The 15494-nt window shown below is 70.4% G+C and carries 12 protein-coding genes and 1 pseudogene; 9 read left to right on the forward strand and 4 right to left on the reverse strand.

Annotation, left to right across the window (positions count from 1 at the left end; genetic code table 11):
- Window positions 1-966: a glycoside hydrolase family 6 protein gene (locus ACFYU9_RS01905; RefSeq protein WP_389341432.1), complete on the reverse strand. Its 966-nt coding sequence runs from the start codon at window positions 964-966 to the stop codon at window positions 1-3.
- Between the two features lie 298 nt (window positions 967-1264).
- On the opposite strand from ACFYU9_RS01905, the gene ACFYU9_RS01910 reads away from it, so the two are divergent.
- The 6 genes and pseudogenes from ACFYU9_RS01910 (at window position 1265) to yjfF (ending at window position 6431) form a co-directional block, all read left to right on the forward strand.
- Window positions 1265-2278, forward strand: a complete 1014-nt coding sequence (locus ACFYU9_RS01910) for a LacI family DNA-binding transcriptional regulator (RefSeq protein WP_389341435.1) — start codon at window positions 1265-1267, stop codon at window positions 2276-2278.
- 493 nt (window positions 2279-2771) lie between these two features.
- Window positions 2772-3764 carry an ABC transporter substrate-binding protein gene (locus ACFYU9_RS01915; RefSeq protein WP_389341438.1) on the forward strand — a complete coding sequence of 331 codons (993 nt, stop codon included), beginning with the start codon at window positions 2772-2774 and terminating at the stop codon, window positions 3762-3764.
- A gap of 67 nt (window positions 3765-3831) precedes the next feature.
- Window positions 3832-4191: pseudogene (locus ACFYU9_RS01920) on the forward strand (ATP-binding cassette domain-containing protein); the annotation flags it as partial.
- Window positions 4192-4195: 4 nt separating this feature from the next.
- A complete protein-coding gene (locus ACFYU9_RS01925; RefSeq protein WP_389343032.1) occupies window positions 4196-4321 on the forward strand; it encodes a hypothetical protein in 126 nt (41 codons plus the stop codon).
- The gene (locus ACFYU9_RS01930; RefSeq protein ID WP_389342938.1) at window positions 4318-5433 is read left to right on the forward strand and encodes an ABC transporter permease; all 1116 of its coding nucleotides are present in this window, start codon (window positions 4318-4320) and stop codon (window positions 5431-5433) included. Before ACFYU9_RS01925 ends, ACFYU9_RS01930 begins: the two co-directional genes overlap by 4 nt.
- Window positions 5430-6431: a galactofuranose ABC transporter, permease protein YjfF gene (gene yjfF / locus ACFYU9_RS01935; protein WP_389341441.1), complete on the forward strand. Its 1002-nt coding sequence runs from the start codon at window positions 5430-5432 to the stop codon at window positions 6429-6431. The genes ACFYU9_RS01930 and yjfF overlap by 4 nt, the downstream gene beginning before the upstream one ends.
- A gap of 137 nt (window positions 6432-6568) precedes the next feature.
- Here the strand turns inward: yjfF and mmsB are convergent, their stop codons facing one another.
- From mmsB to chvE, 3 genes are read right to left on the reverse strand one after another with little or no spacing between them, the layout of a single operon-like run.
- A complete protein-coding gene (gene mmsB / locus ACFYU9_RS01940) occupies window positions 6569-7813 on the reverse strand; it encodes a multiple monosaccharide ABC transporter permease (protein WP_389341444.1) in 1245 nt (414 codons plus the stop codon).
- Window positions 7810-9399, reverse strand: a complete 1590-nt coding sequence (gene mmsA, locus ACFYU9_RS01945) for a multiple monosaccharide ABC transporter ATP-binding protein (protein WP_389341447.1) — start codon at window positions 9397-9399, stop codon at window positions 7810-7812. The genes mmsB and mmsA overlap by 4 nt, the downstream gene beginning before the upstream one ends.
- Complete coding sequence (gene chvE, locus ACFYU9_RS01950; protein ID WP_389341450.1) at window positions 9396-10505, reverse strand: multiple monosaccharide ABC transporter substrate-binding protein; 1110 nt, start codon at window positions 10503-10505, stop codon at window positions 9396-9398. The genes mmsA and chvE overlap by 4 nt, the downstream gene beginning before the upstream one ends.
- Window positions 10506-10728: 223 nt before the next feature.
- On the opposite strand from chvE, the gene ACFYU9_RS01955 reads away from it, so the two are divergent.
- From ACFYU9_RS01955 to araA, 3 genes are all read left to right on the forward strand, one after another.
- Window positions 10729-11775 (forward strand): LacI family DNA-binding transcriptional regulator, encoded by a 1047-nt coding sequence (locus tag ACFYU9_RS01955; RefSeq protein ID WP_389209953.1) that lies wholly within the window; start codon window positions 10729-10731, stop codon window positions 11773-11775.
- A gap of 416 nt (window positions 11776-12191) precedes the next feature.
- Window positions 12192-13898 (forward strand): ribulokinase, encoded by a 1707-nt coding sequence (gene araB / locus ACFYU9_RS01960; RefSeq protein WP_389341453.1) that lies wholly within the window; start codon window positions 12192-12194, stop codon window positions 13896-13898.
- 75 nt (window positions 13899-13973) lie between these two features.
- On the forward strand, window positions 13974-15482 hold the full coding sequence (araA, locus tag ACFYU9_RS01965; RefSeq protein WP_389341455.1) for an L-arabinose isomerase: 1509 nt from the start codon (window positions 13974-13976) through the stop codon (window positions 15480-15482).
- Window positions 15483-15494: the final 12 nt, after the last annotated feature.

Below are 15494 nucleotides of genomic sequence, written 5' to 3' on the forward strand. Positions count from 1 at the left end.
TCAGTAGCCGTAGATCATCTTGTAGGCGACCTCGGGGAGGAACTGGCCGGCCGTGGAACCGGTTCCGGCGCCGCAGTTGCCGTCGGACTCGCCCGGGGCCTTGATCCACAGGAGCATCTCGGCGCCGCCACCCAGCTGGGTGGGCGTGCCTGTGCGGCGGCCGGCGGCGTTGCACCACTCGCCGTTGGAGCCGTTGCCGTTGCGGCTGGTGTCGACGACGAACGGCTTGGTGTAGCCGTAGCGGGCGGCCAGTTCGCTGTTGACGGCGTTGCCGTAGGCGGTGTTCTGGGCGGTGGTGTAGTAGTTCGAGATGTTGAGGGAGAAGCCGTGCGCCTGTCGGAGCCCGGCTTCGTGGAGGTGCTGGGCCATCGTCGCCGCGCTCACCCAGCCGGGGTTGCCCGCGTCGAGGTAGACCCAGGTGTTGGGGGCCTGGCGGTTGAACTCGGCGAGGGCGCCGGTGATCATGCCCTGACGCTCGCTGATCTGGGCCTCGTTCATGCAGCCGTAGTCCGCGAGGGAGTCCGGTTCGAGGACGACGACGGCCGGGCGGGCGGCGATCCCACCGGCGAACTGGGCGATCCAGCTCGCGTAGGCGGACGGGGAGGAGGCGCCGCCTCCGGACTGCCCGCCGCAGTAGTCGCGGTGGTAGATGTTGTACGCGACCAGGATGGGCAGCTTGTCCCGGTAGTCCGCGGCCCCGGCGTACGCGCCCGTGGCGGTGCCGATGGTGCCGCTCCAGGAGCCGAACCAGTGGGCCATGGGAGTGTCGGCGAGGGACGCGCTGATGGCGGGCGCCCGGCCGTCACCGGGATGGGCGGCGACCCACTGCTTCGCGCTCGAGTCCGGGTCCACGTAGAACCCGCTGGTCATCGTGGTCGGATCGGCCGCGTGGGCGGACGGCGCGACGGCGAGCGCCAGCGGGAGCGCGAGGAAGGCCGCCGCGAGGGCGCGGATCCGGTGGTGCATGACGGTACCTCGATTCCTGACGGGGGACGCGCCGCACGCTCTCGTCCCGAGCGGGCGGCGCACTGAGGAAGTGCGGTGGTACGGCATTCCTGGAGGTGGAAGCGCTCCCACTGGAAGCGGTCCCCGTGTGCGCTTCGGCTGCCCTGAGGTGTGGCCGGTATCGTGTGACGCCCTGTTGTGCCTGTCAAGTGGGCCTGTTCAAGCGGCACTTCACATGACGGCGACAAGGCTTTACAGTCCTGGAACTGGAAGCGCTTCCAGCCTTCCGGGCGTTCAGGTCGCGGCAGGAGGGCGGATCATGGCCGAAGGCGTACCGCGACGGCGGCCGACGCTTGACGAAGTGGCCCAACTGGCCGGCGTATCGAGGTCGTTGGCCTCTCGTGTGCTCAACGACGCCCCGCACGTCAGCCGCGCCAGACGCGAGGCGGTCGAACGGGCCGTCCATCAGCTCGGTTACGTTCCCCATCCGACCGCCCGCGCGCTGGCGACCCGTCAGACCGGTGTGGCCGCCCTGGTCGTCTCGGGAGAGGATCCGTCGATCTTCGCGGACCCGTTCTTCGCCCAGGTGATCGTGGGCGCCGCGGCCGCGCTGGATGACGCCGAGCTGCACCTGATGCTGTGTCTGGCCGCCTCCGACCGGGGGCGCCGGCGCGTGGAGCGGCTCCTGCGGTCCAAGGGGGCCGACGGGGTGATGCTGATGGCGCTGCGCGAGGACGATCCGCTGGCCCGTATGGCGCAAGAGGCGGAGATTCCCGTGGTGTTCGGCGGGCGTCCGGTCGGATTGGACCCGCGGTGGTATGTGGACGTCGACAACGTCGGCGGGGCGCGCGCGGCGACCGAGTACCTGATCTCGCTCGACCGGACCAGGGTCGCGACGATCTGCGGGCGGCTGGACACCGAGGTGGGACGCGCCCGATACCGCGGCTACCGGGACGCCATGCTGGCGACGGGCCTCGAACCGTGTCCACCGGAAGCCGGTGACTTCACCGAGGCGAGCGGAGCGGCTGCCATGGCCGCGCTGTTGGCGCGGCACCCGCACCTGGACGGGGTGTTCGCCGCCAGCGACAACATGGGGGCGGGGGCGCTGCGCACGCTGCGCGGGGCCGGCCGCCGCGTTCCTGCCGACGTCGCCGTGATCGGTTTCGACGACCTGGCCGCGGCCCGGATCGCCGATCCGCCGCTGACCACGGTGCACCAGCCCGTAGAGGGTCTCGGCCGCGAGATGGCGCGCATGCTCGTCGCTCTCATCAACGGACAGGACCCCACGCCGCTGATCCTTCCCACGCGGCTGGTCGTCCGCGCCAGCGCCTGACGGGCCGTCTCGCGGCCGGCCTTCCGGCCGGCCCTGGGTCCAGGTCATGACGATCGCTGCCGCGGATCCCGGCGGCACAAGATGATGCCCATGGGTGTTAACGCTCACAACTTTGGGTCGATGTTGCCTGTCACGTCGCGTCGGGTCTGTCGGCAGCGGAGGGGCACCTCGATCCGGCGAGGGCCGTGCGCGCCGCTCGGAGGGACAAGGAATCCTCGACAACCATCCGCTCCTCCAGGCTTCCTGGGTCTTGCCGTGCTCCACCGCCGGCTCGCTCTTTCGCGTCAAGAGCGGGTAACAGCCGTACAGGCCCTTGAGTTACAGATGTGTTAGCGCTCACAATGGCTCGCATTCGCCAGCCGCCGATCGACGGGGCCGACGACTCGTCCTGCCTCGCCCGGCCTCAACCACCCCCGCGCAGCCCCGCCTTGACCGGGCCCGTCTCCTTCAGAGCTCCGCCTGGTACGCCGCATGTCCCGAGAGGAACCACGACATGGCCCACAGAGCCCTCCGCATCATCGCCGCCGCCGCCCTGGCCGGCAGTGTGCTGACCGCCTGCACCACCGAGCCCGCGACCACCCGCACCACCGGCAAGGGCTCCTCCGACGGCAAGCTGGTGCTCGGGTTCGCCCAGGTGGGGGCCGAGAGCGGCTGGCGCACCGCCAACACCAAGTCCGTACGCGAGGCGGCCGAGAAGGCCGGCATCACCCTGAAGTTCTCCGACGCGCAGCAGAAGCAGGAGAACCAGATCAAGGCGATCCGCACCTTCATCCAGCAGAAGGTGGACGTCATCGCCTTCTCGCCGGTGGTCGAGTCCGGCTGGGACACCGTCCTGAAGGAGGCCAGGAACGCCGGCATCCCCGTCATCCTCACCGACCGCGCCGTCGACTCGCAGGACACCTCCCTCTACCGGACCTTCCTCGGCTCCGACTTCGTCAAGGAGGGGCAGGAGGCCGGCAAGTGGCTCGTGAAGGTGTACGAGGGCAGCTCCGCGCCGGTCAACCTCGTCGAACTCCAGGGCACCACCGGCTCCGCACCCGCCAACGACCGCAAGGCGGGCTTCGCCGACGTCATCAAGGGCGACCCCAAGTTCAAGATCGTCGCCTCCCAGACCGGGGACTTCACCCGAGCCAAGGGCAAGGAGGTCATGCAGGCCTTCCTCAAGTCCCACAAGGACATCGACGTCCTGTACGCCCACAACGACGACATGGCCCTCGGCGCCATCCAGGCCATCGAGGAGGCGGGCGAGAAGCCGGGCGTCGACATCAAGGTGATCTCCGTCGACGGCATCAAGGACGCCTTCGTCGCCATGCGGGAGAAGAAGATCAACGTGGTGGTCGAGTGCAACCCGCTCCTCGGCGACCAGCTCATGGAACTCGCCAAGAAGGTCGCGGCGGGGGAGAACGTCCCGCGACGGGTCGAGGTCAAGGAGGGCGTCTACACCCAGGACCAGGCCGCGGCCGCCCTGCCGAGCCGCCAGTACTGACCTTCCGCCCGCACCGGACCCGGGGCGGCCCGACCGCCGCCCCCGGTCCCTCAGGAGAGGAGGGCGGATGGCAGCCCCACCCACCCCCCGCACACCCACCCGCACCGACCGGCCGGTCCTGGAGGCCCACGGCATCCGCAAGGCGTTCCCCGGGGTCGTCGCCCTCGACGGCGTGAACCTGCGCCTGTTCCCGGGCGAAGTCCACGCGCTCATGGGCGAGAACGGCGCCGGCAAGTCCACCCTCATCAAGGTGCTCACCGGGGTCCACCCGCCCGACGCGGGAACGGTCTTCGTCGACGGAGGCCCCCAGCGGTTCGCCGAACCCCTGGAGGCACAGCACGCCGGAATCAGCACGGTCTACCAGGAGGTGAACCTGTGCCCCAACCTCTCGGTCGCCGAGAACATCCTTCATCTCCGCCGAACTCGAGGAAGTGCTGCGGCTGAGCCACCGCGTGGGCGTCCTGCGCGACCACCGGCTCGTCGCCACCCTCCCCAACGACCCGACCCTGACGCCCGACCGGATCCTGGGCACCATCGCCACCGGAGCCACCTCATGACACCACCTGACGACACCGGCGCCGGGGGGCGTCCGGGCCGGGCGCCCGGCGCCCGGCGGCTCACCGGACACCGCCTCTTCTGGCCCGCCGCCGTCCTGGCCGCTCTGCTCCTTGCCAACGTCGTGCTCACCCACGACTTCTTCGCCGTCCGCGTCCAGAACGGACACCTGTACGGCAGTCTGATCGACATCCTCCAGTTCGGCGCCCCGCTGATCCTGGTGTCGCTCGGCATGACGCTGGTCATCGCGACCCGGGGCATCGACCTCTCGGTCGGCTCGACGGTCGCCATCGCCGGCGCCCTCGCGTGCGAGCACATCGCCACGGCCCAGGACCCCGGAAGCCTCGGCACCGTCATGCCGGCGATCGCCGTGGCGCTCGGCGTCGCCGCCGCGATCGGCCTCCTCAACGGCCTCCTCGTCGCCCGGCTGGGCGTCCAGCCCATCGTCGCCACGCTGGTCCTCATGGTCGCGGGGCGGGGCGTGGCCCAGCTGATCACCGACGGCCAGATCATCAGCGTGTCCAGCGGCTCCTACAAGATGATCGGCGGCGGCTACTGGCTCACCCTGCCCTTCGCCGTCCTGCTGGCCGCGGCCCTCGTCGGCGTCACCTCCCTCCTCACCCGGCGCACCGCGCTCGGCATGCTCATCGAATCGGTGGGCGGCAACCCGGTCGCGAGCCGACTCGTCGGCATCAGGGCGTCCGGGCTCCTCGTCATGGTCTACGTCGTCAGCGGCGTGTGCGCCGCGGTGGCCGGTCTGATGATCAGCTCCAACGTGTCCAGCGCCGACGGGAACAACGCGGGCCTCTGGATCGAGCTGGACGCGATCCTCGCCGTCGTCATGGGCGGCACCGCCCTGACGGGCGGCCGTTTCTCCCTCGGCGGCACGGTCCTGGGCGCCCTCGTCATCCAGACCCTGTCGACCACGATCTACACGCTCGGCGTACCACCCGAGGCCACCCTCGTCTTCAAGGCCCTGGTCGTCATCGTCGTGTCTCTCGTCCAGTCGCCCGCGTTCCGCGCCCGACTCTCACGCCGTCGCCGGCCGGCCGCCCCGGACCGGGCCCCCGCGGCCGGCGACGCGGGCGCCCGCCGCCAGGAGGTCCACCCGTGAGCACCACTCTCAGCACCAAGCCGCTCCAGCGGATCTCGCCACGGCACACCGCGCGTCTGCCGCTCATGGTGACGGCCACGTTGCTGATCGCGATGTTCTCGATCGGCTCCCTGCGGTACGAAGGCTTCTTCTCCGCTCAGGTCCTGCTCAACGTCCTGATCGACAACGGATTCCTGCTCGTCGTGGCGATCGGCATGACGTTCGTCATCCTCACCGGCGGAATCGACCTGTCCGTCGGCTCCATGGCGGCCCTGTCGACCATGCTGACGGCCTGGCTCGTCGAACAGCACGGCCTGCCGCTCGCCCTGGCGGCGCCCCTGGTCCTGCTGGTGGGAGCAGGCGGTGGCGCCCTCATGGGCTGGGTGATCCACACCTTCGAGATCCAGCCCTTCATCGTCACCCTCGCGGGCATGTTCCTCGCCCGCGGCCTCTGCTACATGATCAGCACCGAGTCCATCTCCCTCACCGACCCGACGACCACGCGGATCGCCCAGACGCGAGTGCTCCTGCCCGGGGGCCTGTTCGTCTCACCCGCCGTGGTCATCGCCCTGGTCGTGCTGGCGCTCGCCTTCGTCGTCCTCCACCACACCCGCTTCGGCCGCACCGTCCACGCCCTGGGCGGCAACGAGTCCTCGGCCCGTCTCATGGGCCTGCCCGTGGGACGCACCAAGGTCGCGGTGTACGCCGTGAGCGGCCTGTGCTCCGCCCTCGGCGGTCTGCTGCTGACCTTCTACATGCTGTCCGGCTACGCCCTGCACGCCGTCGGCATGGAACTCGACGCCATCGCCGCCGTCGTCATCGGGGGGACGCTGCTCACCGGAGGTTCCGGCTTCGTCCTGGGAACAGCGCTGGGCGTGATGGTCCTCGGTCTGATCCAGACCGTCATCAACTTCCAGGGCACGCTCAGCTCGTGGTGGACGCGCATCGTCATCGGCGGTCTGCTGTTCGTCTTCATCCTCCTCCAACGGCTCTTCGGCGGATCCCGCCCGGCGCGATGACCTCCCGGCCGAACCGCCCGCGTCACGACCGCGCCCGGAAGGGGGGCAGGGACTCCCTGCCCCCCTTCCGGGCAGCATGCCGGCACGGCTGTGCCCGCCGGGGGAGGACGGCGGGCACAGCCATGTCCCAAGCGGCGTCAGGCGCCGGCCCTGCGCTTGTTCCAGACGTCGAAGCCGACCGCCGCGAGCAGCACGAGGCCCTTGATGACCTGCTGCCAGTCGGTGCCCACCCCGACGAGATTCATGCCGTTGTTGAGCACGCCGAGGACCAGGCCGCCGATGATGGCTCCGAGGATGGTGCCGACACCGCCGCTCATGGACGCGCCACCGATGAACGCGGCGGCGATGGCCTCCAGTTCGAAGTTCACACCGGCCTTCGGCGAGGCCGCGTTGAAGCGGGCCGCGAAGACCAGACCGGCGAGCGCGGCGAGCATTCCCATGTTGAGGAACACCGCGAAGGTGACCTTCCTGTCCTTGACCCCGGACAGCTTCGCGGCGGGCAGGTTGCCCCCGATCGCGTACACGTGCCGTCCGATCACCGCGTTGCGCATCACGTAGCCGAAGCCGACGAGCAGGACGGCCAGGATCAGCAGCACCACGGGCGCACCCTTGTAGCTGGCGAGGAGCAGGGTCGTGACCAGGACCGCGGCGACCAGCGCGGTCACCTTCAGCGCGAACAGGCCCGTGGGGAGCGGCTCCAGGGCGAACTCGCGCTGGCGGCGCCGGTCCCGCAGCTTCTGGAACACCACATAGGCGATCAGTCCCAGGCCGAGGAGCAGGGTGACGTTGTGATAGTTCGTCCGCGGTCCCACCTCCGGCAGGAAGCCGTTGGCGATCTTCTGCAGCCCGTCCGGGAACGGTCCGAGCGTCTGCCCCTTCAGGAAGATCTCCGTGAGTCCGCGGAACAGCAGCATGCCGGCGAGGGTCACGATGAACGACGGTATGCCGACGTACGCGACGAAGAAGCCCTGGAGCGCGCCGGCGACGGCGCCGAGGAGCAGGGCGAGGAGCACCGCGACGGGCCAGGAGACGTGGTGCTGGACCATGAGCACGGCGCCGATGCCACCCACCAGGGCCGTCAGGGAGCCCACGGACAGGTCGATGTGACCGGAGATGATCACGATCATCATGCCGATGGCCAGGATGAGGATGTAGCTGTTCTGCAGCACCAGGTTGGAGACGTTGCGCGGCAGCAGCAGGTCGCCGCCCGTCCAGATCTGGAACAGCAGCACGATCAGGCCGAGCGCGAAGAGCATCCCGTACTGGCGCATGTTCCGCCGGACGCCGTCCAGGAGCACCCGGGCCATCGGCGTCCCGGCGGACGGGGACCCGCTGCCCGGGGGTGCCGGGGTGGTCGTATTCGTGCTGACGTCGGTGCTCATACCTGGTGTCCTTCGCTGGAGGCGGCGCGTGCGGTGACCGCCGTTGGTGCGGGGGAGTCCTGCGTCATGTGCCGCATCAGCACTTCCTGTGTGGCGTCGTCGCGGGTGACCTCGCCGGTCAGCCGGCCGGCGGCCATGGTGTAGATGCGGTCGCACATGCCGAGCAGTTCGGGCAGCTCGGAGGAGATGAGGAGGATCGCCTTGCCCTCGGCGGCGAGCCGGTCGATCACGGTGTAGATCTCGTACTTGGCTCCGACGTCGACGCCGCGCGTGGGTTCGTCGAGGACGAGGACGTCCGGCCCGGCGAGGATCCACTTGCTGAGGACGACCTTCTGCTGGTTGCCGCCGGAGAGACGGCCGACCGGTTCGAGGACGTTCGGCGCCTTGATGTTCATGGTCCGCCGGTACCGCTCGGCCACCTTCCGCTCCTCGTGCCCGTCGACCATTCCGCGGCGGGCCAGGGCGCCGAGTGACGCGAGGGAGATGTTCCGGCTCACGGAGTCCGCGAGGTCGAGACCGTAGTGCTTGCGGTCCTCGGTGACGTACGCGATGCCGTGGGCGACCGCCTCGGGAACCGTACGGGTCCGCACCTCGCGGCCGTCCTTGAGCACGGAGCCCCGCTCGTAGTGGCCATAGGAACGGCCGAAGACGCTCATGGCGAGTTCGGTGCGGCCGGCCCCCATGAGTCCGGCGACGCCGACGATCTCCCCGCGGCGGACCCGGAGCGAGACGCCGTCGACGACCTTGCGGCCGCGGTCGAGCGGATGCCGCACGGTCCAGTCCCGGATCTCCAGGACGGGTTCGGCGTCGGCCGGGCCCTCGTACGGCGTGCGTTCGGGGAACCGGCTGTCCAGGTCCCGCCCCACCATGCCGCGGATGATGCGCTCCTCGGTGGTGGCGGGGTCCCTGACGTCGAGGGTCTCGATGGAGCGCCCGTCGCGCAGGATGGTGACGGAGTCGGCGATCCGGGCGATCTCGTTGAGCTTGTGCGAGATGATGATCGACGTGATGCCCTGATCCTTCAGCTCCCGCATCAGCCGCAGCAGCTTCGCGCTGTCCTCGTCGTTGAGCGCCGCGGTGGGCTCGTCGAGGATCAGCAGGCGCACGTTCTTCGCCAGCGCCTTCGCGATCTCCACGAGCTGCTGCTTGCCGACACCGATGTCGGCGACCCGGGTCTCGGGGTGTTCGCCGAGCCCGACCCGCCTGAGCAGTCCGGAGGCACGGCGCAGCGCCTCGGACCAGTCGATGATCCCCCGCCGGGAGGGCTCGTTGCCGAGGAAGATGTTCTCGGCGATCGACAGGTGGGGAACGAGCGCGAGCTCCTGGTGGATGATGACGATGCCGCGCTGCTCACTGGCCCTGATGTCCTTGAAGCGGCACGGTTCGCCGTCGAAGAGGATCTCGCCCTCGTAGGTCCCGTGCGGGTGGACGCCGGACAGGACCTTCATGAGCGTCGACTTGCCGGCGCCGTTCTCTCCGCACAGGGCGTGCACCTCGCCGCGCTCCACGGACAGGGTCACCTCCGACAGCGCCCTGACCCCGGGGAAGGTCTTGACGATGGACCGCATCTGGAGGATGGACGTCATCGCAGGGCTCCGGCGTCGATGTAGCCGGAGTCGACCAGGACCTTCCGGTAGTTGGACTTGTCGACGCTCACCGGGTCGAGCAGGAAGGCCGGGACGACCTTCTTGCCGTTGTCGTAGGTGGTGTCGTCGTTGATCTCGGGCTTCTTGCCGGAGAGGACGGCGGTCACCATGTCGGCGGCGACCTTCGCGAGCGCGCGCGTGTCCTTGTAGACGGTCTGCGTCTGCCGGCCCGCGATGATCGACTTCACGGAGGCGACCTCCGCGTCCTGGCCGGTGACGACCGGCAGCGGCTTCGTGGCGCTGCCGTAGTCGTCGGACTTCAGGGCGGACAGGATGCCGATGGAGATGCCGTCGTAGGGGGACAGCACGGCGTCGAGCCGGGCCGTGGCGTACGAGGAGGTCAGCAGGTCGTCCATGCGCTTCTGCGCCGTCCCTCCGTCCCAGCGCAGCGTGGTGACCTGGTTGAGCCGGGTCTGGCCGGAGCGCACGACCAGCTGCTTCTTGTCGAGGTAGGGCTTCAGCACCTTCATGGCGCCGTTGAAGAAGTACTTGGTGTTGTTGTCGTCGTTGGACCCGGCGAACAGCTCGATGTTGAAGGGGCCCTTCTTGGCGCCGCCCTTCAGCCCCAGCTTGTCGACGATGTACGTGGCCTGGAGCTCGCCGACCTTCTCGTTGTCGAAGGAGGCGTAGTAGTCGACGTGCGGGGAGCCCAGGATGAGCCGGTCGTAGGAGATCACCGGGATGTGGGCGTCCGCCGCCTGCTGCAGGACGTTGGACAGTGCCTCGCCGTTGATGGCGGCCACGACCAGGGCGTCGACGCCCTGGGTGATCATGTTCTCGATCTGGGCGACCTGCTGGTCGGGGTCGTCCTCGCCGTACTGCAGGGTCGTGGAGAAGCCGGCCTTCTTCAGGCTCTCGGTCATGTTCCGGCCGTCGGCGATCCACCGCTCGGAGGACTTGGTGGGCATGGCGATGCCGATGGTGAGGTCCTTCTTCTCCTTCGACTCCTGGCTGCCGCCCTCGCTGTTCTGTCCGCAGGCGGTCAGGAGCAGGGCACAGCCGGTGGTCACGGCCAGGAGGGCGGATACGGATCGGAACTTCTTCATGGGCGTTACCCATCCCGTCGTCGAGGGCGGCTCCGACCGGGTACGGGCTCGATGGCAGCGCGTGTCCTCGCACCACCGGGACGGCACCGTTCCGGCTGGGTTCCCGGGGCGTCGGCGCCCCGGTCGAGCTAGATTGTTAGCGCTCACAACAGCGTGATACAAGAGGCGCTAAGGTTTTTCTCGTATCGATACGCAGCCGTAAGCAGGGAGAAGGGAGGCGAACGTGGCGCATCCCGCGGAAGACGTCCGCCCGCCGACGATGGCCGACGTCGCACGAGAGGCGGGGGTCTCCCACCAGACCGTCTCCCGGGTGCTGAGCGATCACCCCAACGTGCGCGCGGCCACCCGGGAACAGGTCACCCTGGCCATCGAACGGCTCGGCTACCGCCGCAACTCCGCCGCGCGTGCCCTGGTGACGCGCCGTACGAGGACGCTGGGCGTCATCGCCGTCAACACCGCCCTGTACGGCCCCGCCAGCACCCTGACCGGCCTGGAGGAAGCGGCCCGGGAGGCCGGCTACCTCGTCTCGACCGTCAGCCTGCGCACCGGAGAGGGGCAGGGGCTCAAGGATGCCGTCGACCACCTCGCGGCCTGGGGAGTGGACGGCGTCGTCGCCATCACCCCACAGCGCTCGCACGTGCAGGCGCTCGCCGAACTGGACGCGCCCTTCCCCGTGGTCACCGTGGAGGGCGGTCATCAGCTCGACCTGCCCGGCGTCTCCCTCGATCAGGAACTCGGCGCCCGTATGGTCACCGAGCACCTGCTCGCCGCCGGGCACGGCAACGTCTGGCACGTGGCGGGTCCCGGCGACTGGCTGGAGAGCGAGGCCCGCACCGCGGGATGGCGCGCCGCCCTGGAGGAGAGCGGGATCGAGCCTCCGCGCGTACTGACGGGGGACTGGAGCCCGCTGTCCGGGTACCGGGCGGGGCAGGAACTCGCCGGCCTGGCCCTGGCCCGCCGCGGTGCGACACCGGTCACCGCCGTCTTCGTCGCCAACGACCAGATGGCGCTCGGCGTCCTGCGGGCGCTGCGCGAGGGCGGGATCCGCACTCCCGCGCAGGTGGCCGTCGCCGGCTTCGACGACATCCCGGAGGCGGAGTACTTCCCTCCGCCGCTGACGACGGTCCGCCAGGACTTCGCCGCCATCGGACGCCGGAGCATCGGGCTCCTGGTGGACCACATCGAGGGCCGCGCCCGGAAGGCCGAGCACCTCCTGGTGGAACCGCAGCTCATCATGCGCGCGAGCACGCGCCCGCCGGGCGAGGGCTGACGCGCCGGGCGGCGGCTCCCGTCACCGCCGTCCGGCCGCGGGTGGTGGGCCTTCGGCCGGCCGTCGGTCGCCTGGTGTCGCGCGGCGCACGCCCGTCGGTCCACCCGCGCAAACGCCCTCGCCGGCCGCACCGCCCTCGCCGGCCGCACCGCCCTCGCCGGCCGCACCGCCCTCGCCGGCCGCTCCGCCCCGCCGATCGCTCGGCTCCTCGCCGTGACCGCACCCACCGCCTCCTGCCCGACTGATCGCGGTTGTTGGCGGCTGTGTGCTGAGGGGTAAGTGAGCGCTCACTTCAGAGGCTCCATTTCCTGCTGAATGTTCGGCAGAAGTGCACACCACCCTTGTCCTTTCCGATTGTGAGCGTTAACAATCAGGATGCTGCTCTGGCCCCCGCTCATGACGAGAGAGACCCCATCGTGACCACACACGCCCCTTCCGACCCCGCAGCCCGTCACCATCCCGAGGCCTGCACCATCGGAGTCGACTTCGGCACCCTCTCCGGGCGCGCCGTGGTGGTCAGGGTTCGCGACGGCGCCGAACTCGGTTCGGCGGTCGTCGAGTACCGCCACGCGGTCATCGAGGACCGCCTTCCCTCCACAGGCGCGCCCCTGCGCCCGGACTGGGCACTGCAGCACCCCGAGGACTGGCGCGACGTCCTGCGTACCGCCGTTCCGGCGGCGCTCGCCGACGCCGGAGTCGACCCGGACCGCGTCATCGGCATCGCCACCGACTTCACCGCCTGTACGGTCCTGCCGACCACCGCGGACGGCACCCCGCTCGCCCTGACGCCCGAGTGGGCCGATCGCCCGCACGCCTGGCCCAAACTGTGGAAGCACCACGCGGCCCAGGGCCAGGCCGACCGCATCAACGCCCTCGCCCACGCCCGCGGCGAGAAGTGGATCGCACGGTACGGCGGCAGGATCTCCGCCGAGTGGCAGTACGCGAAGGCCCTGCAGGTCCTGGAGGAGGACCCCGCCGTCTACGCCGCCTGCGCCCGCTGGATCGAGGCCGCCGACTGGATCGTCTGGCAGCTCACCGGCAGCGAGTCCCGCAACACCTGCACCGCCGGCTACAAGGGCATCCACCAGGACGGCGCCTACCCCTCGCCCGGCTTTCTGGCAGGGCTCCACCCGGACTTCGCCGACTTCCCCGCCACGCGCCTGGAACACCCGCTCTCCCCCCTGGGCTCGCGGGCCGGTGGGCTGAGCCCCCTCGCCGCTCACTGGACCGGCCTCCCCGAGGGCATCGCCGTCGCCGTCGGCAACGTCGACGCCCACGTGGCCGCGCCCGCGGCGGGCGCCGTCGGGAACGGGCGGATGCTCGCCATCATGGGCACCTCCACCTGCCACGTCCTCAACGGCGCCGCCCTCGCCGAGATCCCCGGCATCTGCGGGGTCGTCGACGGAGGCATCGTCGAGGGCGCCTACGGCTACGAAGCCGGACAGAGCGCGGTCGGTGACATCTTCGCCTGGTGGCTCCGGCAGGGCGTACCGGACGACTACCGCGCCGAGGCGCAGGCCTCGGGCGAGGACCTCCACCAGCTCCTGACCCGCAAGGCCGCCGGCCGGCCGGTCGGCGCGCACGGCCTGGTCGCCCTGGACTGGATGAACGGCAACCGCTCCCCCCTGGTCGACCACCACCTCTCCGGAGTCATCGCCGGCCTCACCCTCGACACCAGGCCCGAGGACGTCTACCGGGCCCTGCTCGAATCCACCGCCTACGGCACCCGGCTGATCATCGAGGCCTTCGAGGACGGTGGCATCCCCGTCGAGGAGTTCATCGTCACCGGAGGCCTGAAGAAGAACGCGCTGCTCATGCAGATCCACGCCGACGTGCTCCGCCGCCCCGTCTCCCTCGGCACCTCCGAGCAGGGGCCGGCGCTCGGCTCGGCCATCCACGCCGCCGTCGCCGCGGGCGCCTACCCCGACGTCCGCTCCGCCGCCTCCGTCATGGGAAGCGTCCGGCGCCACGCGTACGTGCCCGACCCCGCGCGGGCGGACGCCTACGACGCGCTGTTCGCCGAGTACCGCGCCCTGCACGAGCACTTCGGCACCGGCGCGGACCTCCTCCTGCACCGCCTGCGACGGATCCGCAACGCCGCACGCGCCGCCGCCGGCGGCTGACCACGAAGCCTCCCCGCCCGCGGTCTCCACCGGCCCCACCTCTCCGCCCCAGCACCTCCGAGGAGCACACCCGACATGACGCCCGCCCAGCCCGACCGCGAGATCTGGTTTCTCACCGGCAGCCAGTCCCTCTACGGCGACGAGACCCTGGCCCAGGTCGCCGACCAGTCCCGCGCCATCTGCGCCACCCTCGCCGACCAGCCCCGGATGACCGTGCGCCTGGTGTGGAAGCCGGTCCTCACCGACGCGGCCGCCATCCGCGCGGTCTGCCTGGAGGCCAACGCCGACGACCGCTGCATCGGCCTGATCGCCTGGATGCACACCTTCTCCCCGGCCAAGATGTGGATCGCCGGCCTCGACGCCCTGAGCAAGCCGCTGCTGCACCTGCACACCCAGGCCAACCGCCGACTGCCCTGGTCCACCATCGACATGGACTTCATGAACCTGAACCAGGCCGCCCACGGCGACCGCGAGTTCGGCTTCGTCCAGACCCGCCTCGGTGTCCCGCGCAAGACCGTGGCCGGCCATGTCTCCACCCCCGACGTCGTCGACCGCATCGCCGGATGGGCCCGCGCCGCCGTCGGCCGATCCGAACTCGCCACCCTCAAGCTCGCCCGGTTCGGCGACAACATGCGCGACGTCGCCGTCACCGAAGGCGACAAGGTCGAGGCCCAGCTGCGGTTCGGGGTCTCGGTCAACACGTACGGCGTCAACGACCTCGTCGCCGCGGTCGACGCCACCCCCGACGACACCGTCACCGCCCTCGTCAAGGAGTACCAGGACCTCTACGCCCTCGCGCCCGAGCTGAGGTCCGGTGGTGAGCGCCACGACTCCCTGCGCTACGCCGCCCGCATCGAAGCCGGTCTGCGTACCTTCCTCACGGAAGGCGGGTTCCGCGCCTTCACCACGAACTTCGAGGACCTCGGCGGCCTGCGTCAGCTGCCCGGCCTCGCCGTGCAGCGCCTGATGGCGGACGGCTACGGCTTCGGCGGCGAAGGAGACTGGAAGACCTCCACCCTGCTGCGCACGCTGAAGGCGATGGCCCACGGCCTGCCCGGCGGCACCTCCTTCATGGAGGACTACACCTACGACCTCACGCCCGGCCGCGAACTCATCCTCGGCGCCCACATGCTCGAGGTCTGCCCCTCGCTCACGACGGCCACGCCCGCCTGCGAGATCCACCCGCTCGGCATCGGCGGACGCGAGGACCCGGTCCGCCTCGTCTTCGACGCGGATCCCGGTCCGGCCGTCGTCGTCGGTCTCGCCGACATGGGAGACCGGTTCCGTCTCGTCGCCAACCACATCGACGTCGTCGCCCCGCCCGAGCCCCTGCCCCGGCTTCCCGTCGCCCGCGCCGTCTGGCGCCCCCGCCCCGACCTCCGTACCTCGACCGAGGCCTGGCTGACGGCCGGAGCGCCGCACCACACCGTCCTGACCACCGCTCTCGGCGGCGAGGAGCTCGACGACCTCGCCGAGATGCTGCGGACCGAACTCGCCGTCATCGACGCGGACACCACCATCCGGCGCTTCACGCGCGAGCTGCGCTGGAACCAGGCCTATCACCGTCTGGCCCAGAGCCTGTGAACACCCCCGCCG

It is taken from the genome of Streptomyces sp. NPDC004327 (assembly GCF_042873935.1).
Taxonomy (GTDB): domain Bacteria; phylum Actinomycetota; class Actinomycetes; order Streptomycetales; family Streptomycetaceae; genus Streptomyces.